6 protein-coding genes and 1 pseudogene are annotated in these 9,185 nt (G+C 68.5%); 3 read left to right on the top strand and 4 right to left on the bottom strand.

Going from position 1 to position 9,185, the window contains the following annotated elements; all coding sequences use genetic code 11:
• Positions 1-117: pseudogene (locus J4557_RS27820) on the top strand (IS5/IS1182 family transposase); the annotation flags it as partial.
• Here the strand turns inward: J4557_RS27820 and J4557_RS27815 are convergent.
• The gene (locus J4557_RS27815; protein WP_208269685.1) at positions 109-444 is read right to left on the bottom strand and encodes a hypothetical protein; all 336 of its coding nucleotides are present in this window, start codon (positions 442-444) and stop codon (positions 109-111) included. The pseudogene J4557_RS27820 and the gene J4557_RS27815 overlap by 9 nt on opposite strands.
• Positions 445-730: 286 nt before the next feature.
• On the opposite strand from J4557_RS27815, the gene J4557_RS27810 reads away from it, so the two are divergent.
• Entirely contained in the window at positions 731-5,062 is a 4,332-nt protein-coding gene (locus J4557_RS27810; protein WP_208269684.1) for a hypothetical protein, read from the top strand.
• 167 nt (positions 5,063-5,229) lie between these two features.
• Positions 5,230-6,006: a class I SAM-dependent methyltransferase gene (locus J4557_RS27805; protein ID WP_208269683.1), complete on the top strand. Its 777-nt coding sequence runs from the start codon at positions 5,230-5,232 to the stop codon at positions 6,004-6,006.
• Here J4557_RS27805 and J4557_RS27800 read toward each other — a convergent pair.
• The 3 genes from J4557_RS27800 to J4557_RS27790 all read right to left on the bottom strand — a co-directional run bounded on the left by J4557_RS27800 (position 5,981) and on the right by J4557_RS27790 (position 9,011).
• Positions 5,981-6,493, bottom strand: coding sequence for an integrase core domain-containing protein (locus tag J4557_RS27800; RefSeq protein ID WP_208269682.1), 513 nt, complete (start codon positions 6,491-6,493; stop codon positions 5,981-5,983). The two genes, J4557_RS27805 and J4557_RS27800, sit on opposite strands and share 26 nt — an antisense overlap.
• On the bottom strand, positions 6,475-6,744 hold the full coding sequence (locus J4557_RS27795) for a hypothetical protein (RefSeq protein ID WP_208269681.1): 270 nt from the start codon (positions 6,742-6,744) through the stop codon (positions 6,475-6,477). Before J4557_RS27795 ends, J4557_RS27800 begins: the two co-directional genes overlap by 19 nt.
• A gap of 1,022 nt (positions 6,745-7,766) precedes the next feature.
• Complete coding sequence (locus J4557_RS27790) at positions 7,767-9,011, bottom strand: MFS transporter (RefSeq protein ID WP_307800247.1); 1,245 nt, start codon at positions 9,009-9,011, stop codon at positions 7,767-7,769.
• Between the last annotated feature and the right edge of the window lie 174 nt (positions 9,012-9,185).

Raw genomic sequence — 9,185 nt, 5'->3', positions numbered from 1 at the left:
AACGCCCAGCTCAAGTCATGGCGAATCCTGCGGAAGCTGCGCTGCTGCCCCCACCGCGCCGGCCGCCTCGCCAAAGCCATCCACACCCTGCAACTCCGCGAGACCGCATCACACTGAAAAAGGCTCAGTGTGTCGCCACATGGCTCGGTCGGCACCACGTCGAAGCTCGGCTCTGACCTTTGTAAAGGTGGGCTCGGTGACCGCGTGATCGAGCCGAAGGACGAACCACAGCGCTTGCGGTAGCCCGTACACATGGGTGCCGGCGAAGAGCAGCTCGCCGGGAAGCCAGCCCTGTTTGCGGTACTGCCGGGCCAGCCATGAATCTCCGAGCAGCATCCGCAACCTCATCAGGGCCCAGCGCATCGTCTCCACACCTTGATCCGTCAGCCCGTTGCCGCTGATCAGGCGATCAAGGTCCTGCCACGTCAGTTCGCTCCCGGTCACACCGGAAATGCTCCCGCGCTCGCGACTGGCTCTTCAAACGATTTGCATGGTCTCGACAGCACACCCCGGACGGGCTCAAGCCGCGCGCTCGACAAGGTGGCCGCACGGCCCACCCCACTTTCCAGACCGCCGTTGCCACCACCTCAACTGTCGGAGCCTCCGTGTAGTGTTCGCTCCGGATCGTCACCCAGTTTCCGTAAGAATCCGGAAGTGCTCGCCCACGACCGATTCACGGCTCCGCACGGTCCGCTCAGGTCGTCCGACCAAGAAAGGGTAGGACTCGTCGGTGCTGTTCCCGATCGTGGTAGGCCGCGACGTCGTGCCGCTCGGCGGCGAATACAGCGTCGACGATGATGGCTTTCGGTCCAACGCTGTCGCGGAGGGTCAGCAGGACCTTGCCGCCATCGCTCCTACCAGCTCGTTGGCCGTTCTCGGCGAGCCAGGTATCGGCAAGTCTCGGGCATTGCAGGAGCTGACTGCCGGCGACGACGAGGTCATCCACATCGGCCTGGATACCGTCGCCGACGTCCAGGATCTACAGTATCGGCTCTCCGCAGTGGACTCCGCGGTAGCCAAGGGCGGCACTGCGGACCGCCTCACGCTCGTGCTCGATGGCATGGACGAGTGCCCGATCCCGACCAAGAGCCTCAACCATCACCTGGAGTCCGAGTTGCAGCGCCACCGCTCGCTGCGGGTCTTGCTCGGGTGTCGGACCGCAGACTGGCCTAAGACCCTTGGCACCCGGCTGCAGACGTTGCTGCCCAGTTTCGAAGTCGTCGAGTTGCTCCCGCTTGGACGTACCGACGTTGCGGCCCTGGCTGCCGCCCGCGGGGCCGATGGTGAGGCCTTCCTCGATGCGGTGGTGGAGGCCGGGGCGGTACCACTGGCCGTGCTCCCCCTAACCCTGGACCTGCTGCTGATCGCCTATCAGCAGGCCGGACACCTGCCCGACTCCGCGGTCGAACTGTACGAGCAGGGACTGTTGCGGCTCGTCGAGGACCCCGACCGTGACCGGGAAGCCACCAAGAAGCCGGCGGGGAGCGGGCCTCAACGGCTCGCGGTCGCCGCCAGGCTCGCTGCTTACGGGATGCTGTGCGGCCGGAGCACGATCGCACGGACCGTGCCCATCGCCGCCGACGAACTGCTGGCTGGCGAGCTCGCCGCCGGCACCGAGCGCATCGGCGGCGGCGAACTCACGGTCACCCCCGAACTCGTCGACGCCACACTCACCACCGCTCTGTTTACCAGCCGCGGGCCCGGCCGATTGGCGGTCGTGCACGCCAGCATCGCCGCTTACCTGACCGCGCGGTACCTCACGGCGCATGTCGTTCCTGAACACCAGCTCCGCGCCCTGCTCACCCGCACCAACAGCCTCGGCAGCACGCGAGTACCATCCCGGCTGCGCGAGACCGCTGCCTGGTTGGTCGCGCTCGCTCCTGACCGCAACGGCTGGCTCGTCGATGTCGACCCGCACACCATCGTGACGCACGCCGGGTTGGTGAACGTCGCCGCCGTCCGGCGTTCTCTGGTGGATTACCTGTTGGACGCGCCCGAGCCGGAACTGCGGACCGACCGGCGGCGTTGGCGGCTGGCACACCCTGGACTGGCCGAACAGCTGCGCCCGGCGCTCCGCGCGCCGTTGGACCAGGACGCCGGTCCGCACCTGGGCCATCCAGTGTCCCGGCGTGCCTGGGTCGCCGTGGAGATCGCCAGACGCGCCGGTGGGCACGGATCGGTTCCCGACCTGGTCGAGTTGCTGCTCAGCAACACCACCAACTCCTACCTGCGATCGTCGGTGGCGCACGCGCTAATCGACCTGGACGCCACTACGGCATCGAAGACCCTACGCGCAGTCCTTGATGAGGTCACCGCGTACCCGGACCGTGATCCGCAGGACCAGTTGCGCGGCCTCGCGCTGGAGACGAATTGGCCAGCTAATCTCACCGCCGATGAGCTCGTCGCTGCTCTCACCCACCCGCAGAAGGATGACTTCATCGGCTCATACGCGCTCTTTCTGGAGCGGTTTCTCGATGATGTCGACGACCAGATCCTTACCGACCTCGTTAGAGCGATCACGCTAACCGTCGACACCGTCAGCAGCGGTTCGGCAGACGAGTGGGCCAACGAGAACCCGCCCACCGGCGCAGCGCCAGCCGTACTGGACCCGCTGCTCACTGGAACGCGACGCGGCGCCCGTGTCATGGCCACGCTGTTGTCCCGCGCCCTCGACAGCACGCAGTTGAACATCATGGTGAACGAAGTCGGATGGCTGCTCGCCACCGCCGTCCAGCACCATCAGGACGTCGCCGCACCTGAGCACTTCGAGGATGCTTCCGTTGCGGAGAACTCCTTGCGGCGTTCACTGGTACTCGCCACGTTACGACACCTCCCCCCGGAGCAGGCCGGACTCGTCGTAATCGGGCTGCGCGGCAGCCGGACGCGTGGACTGGTGACAGGTGCGGACCTCGCGTGGCTACTGTCCCTCAGCGGCACAGAGTGGGCCATGCATGCAGTACGACTTATCCAGCTCGTCTTCGACCGCACCGACGTTGATCAACAGGAACTCGTCTGGGCGCACCGGGGAGAGCCGATCTTCGACGACTCCGTCGGGCCCTGGTTCGACGCGGTCGAGATCGACAGCCCAGCGGCCCACAGGATGCGCCAGGAGCATGAATGGTCTTTGCAACGGGACGGCACCTGGGAGGGCGCAGCCGCGCACAAGTCGGCGCTTGAAGCGGCTTGGGCTGGCTGCGCGCAGGGCGAGCCCGAGGGATTCCTCGCGCTCTGCGCTCAACTCCGAGTCGATCCCCGAACCGGTGGCCTAACCGTCGACGACGACCTGTTCTCCTGGCCCAGCTACCCGCTGATTCCCGTCGACGAAGCCGTGCTGCTGTCCGCCGCTGAGCGATACCTGTGCAGCGACGACGCCGTCGGCGATGCCTGGCTGGACAAGCCCGGCACCCTGCCGTTCAGGGCCTTCGCCGGCTACGTTGCCCTCGCCTACCTCGCCCGGCGACACGACGGCAACGCCCGCTTGGACGCACTGCCGCAGCAGGTGTGGCAGCAATGGACACCGACGATTCTGTGGCTCGACGGCTTCTGCGCCCCTACGACCCACGCCATCCTGAAAGACAAAGCACAGCAGCACGCACCCGACAACTACCGAAAGTACGCACTACGCTACATCGAGGTGATGACGCAGGCCGACCGGCTCTTGGGCACCCTGGACGACATCGCGCCCGGCTACGACGACACCATGGGCGACCGGCTCGACACGGTGCTGCACAACGTTGTCGACACCGTGACTCGCACCGTCGCCGACTTGAACAGACTCACCGACCTCGTCGATGACCTGCAGCAACCGCACCCATCGGAAAACGATCTGCAGACCAGGCTGTCCATCACCTGCGGCATCGCCGCCCACCTCGCGCGCTTCCTCCTGCCGCGCCACGAGCAGACACAGGTATGGGTACGCGACTTGGCCGATGGCTCCACCCTCACCCCCATCGAGGTGCGAGTGCTAGCCACTGAAGCCCTGCTCGCCGCGGGCCTGCTGGGCTGGGACGACGCCATCGCCAGCATGCAGAGCAACGAGGACTTTGGAGTTGCCCTCGTTGTCGCCCTCGCCCGTCAGCGCGGCGACGAGGTCGTCCTGCCGCAACTGACAGACTTGCAACTGGCCGAACTGTGGCGGTGGGTCGACGCACGTTGGAGCAGCCAAACCGACACTCTCACTGACGGCTTCGCCTCTGACGACCAGCACGTCCGGGACTGGCGCAACGGCATAGTCGCAGAGTTGCAGGGAAGAGCCACACCCGATGCGCTAGCAGCGTTGGCCGGGCTTGTCGCCAGCCGCCCCGGCGACTACCGCCTCCAGTCGGCGTTGGCGCACGCCGAAGCGCGCGAGCACGACGAAAGCTGGCGTGGCGTCAACGTTGCGGAACTGACCGATCTGCTGGCCAACGCGCAATGCACCTTGGTCAACGACGACGATGCGCTGTACCGAGCCGTGCTCGCCTCCCTCGACCGATTCAGCATCCGCATGCGCGACATTGGACAGACACTCTGGAACGAGACCCGCCCAGCGTCGGCCGCGGCAGACGCTACCAAAGTGTGGAACCCCAAATACGAACCCGACGTGTCTGCCGCATTGAGAGACCACCTCGCGCAGGAGTTCGGCGAACAACTCGTCGTGAATCGCGAGGTGCTTGTCAAACAGACCACCAGCAAGGGCCACGGCCTGTCGGTGGACGTGCTGCCAACCGCCACCGAAGCCGCCGCCGGCCGTCGCCTGCCGAGCTGCCCGATTGAAGTAAAGGGCTGCTGGAACACTCATCTGTTCACCGACCTGCAGGAACAGCTCGTCAGTGACTACCTGCCCGCCACGGGCGCGACCCGCGGCATCTACGTTTGCGCCTGGTTCGCCACCGAACACTGGAACGACCTAGCCGATCCTCGGCGCAGGACAGCGGCAGCCCTTGACCGGGACCAGACCGTGCGATCCCTGACGAGTGCGGCGCAGGCCGCCTCGCAGTCCAGCGATATCGAAGTCACGGCGTTGATAATCGACATCCCGAGGCCGGTGCCCTCATTCCGGACGGTGACCAAAACGGTGTAGAGCGTTGACAGGTCGCCAGCTGCCGAACGTCGCCGCCGCGGATAAGGACCGACCACGGTGTGAGGTACTCGCCAGCAAGCTGGTCGCCGGTGGACCAGGGCGTCGTGGCCGGCCCCCGAGCGGCCGGTTCGTGGCAGAGTGGCGGGATGCCTGCCGCGCGGTATGGGATGGATGCGCCCTATGGGTTCGGCTTCGTGGGCCTGGTCGTGCTGGGGTTCTGGGTGACCGGGCTGGTGATGGCGGTCACCGCCGATCCGGCCGCCGCGCTGCCCGCGCTGGTCTCCGGCACCCTGCTGGCGGGATGCCTGACCCTGAGCCTGCACGCCACCCTGCGGGGCAAGTTCCTGGTCTGGCGGGACGTGCTGGACGAGCTGGACCTGCGTGGCGACGAACGGCTGCTCGACCTCGGCTGCGGACGCGGCGCCGTCCTGTTGGCCTTCGCCCGGCGCCTCCCGCAGGGGCGGGCGGTCGGCGTGGACCTGTGGCGCGGACGGGACCAGTCCGGCAACACCCCAGCGGCGACCCTGCGCAACGCCCGCGCCGAAGGCGTCGCCGACCGCGTCCGCGTGCAAGGAGGTGACCTGCGCAGACTGCCGTACGCGGAGGCGAGCTTCGACCTGGTCGTGTCCAGCCTGACGGTGCACACCATCTTCGGCGCGGACGCCCGCGCCCAAGCGATCGCCGAGGCGTACCGGGTGCTGCGGCCGGGCGGCCGCCTGCTGATCGCCGACCTGGCGCGGACCCCCCGCGAGTACGCCGCGGTGCTGGCCCGGCTGAACGCCCAGGACATCCGCGTGCGCGGCCTCGGCTGGCGCGCATGGTGGGGCAGCCCGTGGGTCCCGACCCTGCCCCTGCCCCTGCCCCTGCCCCTGCCCCTGCCCCTGCCCCTGCCCCTGCCGAAAACTACATCCGTGCAGGTCACGCCCTATGCTCGTACTCGTTGAGGATTCCGCTGAGGCGTTGGCGTCTTCGCACGTCCAGCCGGGCGATCTGGTCGGGGTCGGTGATCGGCGGGGGCGGCGGGGCGCACGGTCGGGCGTTCGTGATGCTCTGGTGAGGACGATGGCGGTTATAAAAGATCTCGAACTCGCGCAGCGCATGAAGCAAGTGCCGTTGGTTCAAGACCAGGGTCCGATCTAGAAGCTCACGGCGGCAGGCCAGCATCCAGCGTTCCATGACCCCGTTCATTCTCGGCATCCCGACGCCGGTGAGCACCGTCTTGATGCCCGCGTCGGCCAGGACGGCGTCGAACAGATCGGGGTACTCGCCGTCCCGGTCACGGACCAACCATCCTGCCTGGCAACCGACGTCTTCCAGGTTCATGACCATGTTTCTGGCCGCCTGCGTCATCCAGGAGGCGGTCGGGTGGGCGGTCGCACCCAGGATGCGGATCCGGCGGGTGCGGTGTTCGATCACGGCCAGCACGTACATGCGCGCCCGGTCAGGGTGACCGTCGCCAGGAAGTCGCACGCCAGTAGCGTGTCGGCCTGGGAGCGTAGAAAGGCGGCCCACGTGCCGGCGGCGCGTTCAGGTGCCGAGTCGATTCCAGCATCATGGATCTCCCACACGGTCGACGCGGCCACCTTCACCCCGAGCACCAGCAGTTCGCCACGCACGCGCCGATATCCCCAACCGGGGTTCTCCCGGACCAGGCGCAGCACCAGGACGCGGACGGAACGCACAGTCGGCGGTCGCCCCTGCCGTTTCGGCTTGGACCGGGCAGCGTGCCGGCGCCGAACAAGGTCACGGTGCCAACGGATCACGGTGCCGGGGCCCACCAGCAGCCTGATCCGGCGCAGCACCCTGGGCGACAAGCGATGGAGTAACGCCGCCAGAAACGCCCGGTCTGGCGCGGGTGAACCGCACCTTCTTCTCGCAGTTGGCGTTCCAAGATCGTGACCTGGTGCCGCAGGGCCAAGATCCCGGCGTCATAGTCCCGGTCGCTCATTGGAAGAAAACGCACGACCGCGAACGTGTTCGTCGCGCTCAAGTACGCCAAGCGCAACAACACAGCCGACCATCATGCCGGGACAGCAGCGTCCTTGCACCACATCAGACGCGATCAGCCGAGCCATCACACCGTGGCGTGCCGCCATCGACCGTCACAGCTCTCAACCTGCACGGATGTAGTTTTCGGCAGGGACAACGCCGCCGAGTACGCCAAACTCCCCCGCCCTACGACGAGCCCACATACGCGCAGCCACTTGAGGTGTGGACCGGTACCGGCGGCTGTGCGAGCGGGTGCGGGCGGCCGAAGCCGCCGGCCGAGACCAGCTCCGCCGCACCGACGCCCACGCCCGCGGCGGCCGCTACAACCCGCCGCCGCGCTGGCGCTGTGCCCCAACTGCCACGCCCTGGTTAGGCGCGGCCGCGACCGCCTGGCGCTGAAGGACCGCCTGGCCGCCGCGGGCGCCGCCGCGCACACCGGCGCCCTCGACTCCGCACCGCCTGGATCCAGCCGATGACCAGGGCGAGGAGACGTGATGGCGGACGCGCCGACACCGCGCCGGGACCACCGCGCCGGGGCGGTCGGCCCCAGCCGAAGACCGGGACCAGGGCACACGCGCTGGGCGGAACGACGACACCGCTTGCGGCTCCGAGTAACCACTGGGGCCGAGTCGTCTGCCGGCTCGCACGCGACGGCGTCCGGCGACGCCTCCTCGGCACCCTCGCCCTAACCGGTGGCAGACACCTCCGATGTCCCTCAGGTCCCGACCGGCTCGCCGGCCCTTTGATCGGCGGCAGGGGCACCGAACCGACGCACCTGCCCAGATGCGAGCGCGCCGGTGGTCGCGCCGAGGATGAGCACGGCGCTTGCGGCCGCGGTCGCCTCCACCCCCACCGCAGAAGCGATGGGGCCTGCGACCAGCAGACCCAGAGGCGCGAGCGCGAGCGCGCCGAGCAGATCCCAGCTGGCGACCCGCGACAGGGCCTCGCAGGGCACGTCGTTCTGAACCGCGGTGGACCACAGCACTCCGAAGATGGTCTGGCAGATTCCGCACATCAGCATCACCGCCGCCACGACCATCCACGGGGTATGCAGCCCCACCAGCAGCATGGGCGCAGCGGACGGCGCGGTCACCAGCACCGCCACCAGTATCGGGCGGCGAGGGCGCAGCCGGGCGGCCAGGCCGCCGCCGAGCAGGGTCCCGAGCGACTGGCAGCCGGCCATGACGCCCCAGGCGCGCGACCCGCCGTTGCCCTCCGCGACGTACAGCGGCCCGAGCACTCCCACGAACGCCGACGAAGCCGCAATCACCGCGGTGTACTGCAGAGACAGAACCCATAGCCATTCACGGCCGGCGAACTCGCGCCAGCCGCTGCGCAACTCGGCGAGCAGCGGCGCTGCGGTGCGCCGCCTGGCGGGGATCGCCAATCGGGTCAGCAGCCCGGCCGACACTGCGAACGAGGCGGCGTTCAGCCCGGCCGCCCAGGCCGGGCCGAGGATCGCCATGACCAGTCCCGACAGCGCCAGGCCGACGATGAGGCCCGTCGAGGTGGACTGTCGCAGTAGCGCGTTGGCGGCTGGCCGCCGCTCCGCGTGCACCAGATCGGCGATGATCCCCTCAGCGGCCGGGGTGAAGATGGCGGTGGCGACACCGGTCAGCACCGCCAGCCCAGCGGCCAGGGCCAGCGGCGTGTCCCGGCCGGCGAAAGCGACGGCGAGCGCACTCCAGGTCGCGGCGGCCAGCACGTCGGCGCCGACCAGCACGTGCTGCCTGCGGAACCGGTCACCGATGACCCCGCCGACGAGCACCAGCAGCAACTGCGGGAGGGCCTGGCACGCCAAGACCAGCGACAGCCCGCCGGCGCCGTAGCCCAGGTGCAAAGCGCCCCAGGCGAGCGCGACGCGCCCGAACCCGTTCCCCGTGGCCGACGTCGCGCGGGCGACGAACAGGGGCGCCACAGCTCGATCCTTCAGGACGCTCAGGAGCGTGGGGCTCGCCACGGACGGGCACGCTACGGCACCGGCGGCCCGCCACGCCCAACATTGACCGCAGCGCAATCCGACATCGAGTCGGGCGAACCACGGAGCCGACCGATGTGCTCTGAGCTGCGCCGAAACGACAACGGACTTCGTCCCCTGCAGCGTCCTCAACGTGACCTCACCGAACCGCTCCGA

This window comes from Actinomadura nitritigenes, assembly GCF_017573545.1.
In the GTDB taxonomy this organism is placed as follows: domain Bacteria; phylum Actinomycetota; class Actinomycetes; order Streptosporangiales; family Streptosporangiaceae; genus Spirillospora; species Spirillospora nitritigenes.
This window is presented reverse-complemented; position numbering and strand designations above follow the sequence as displayed.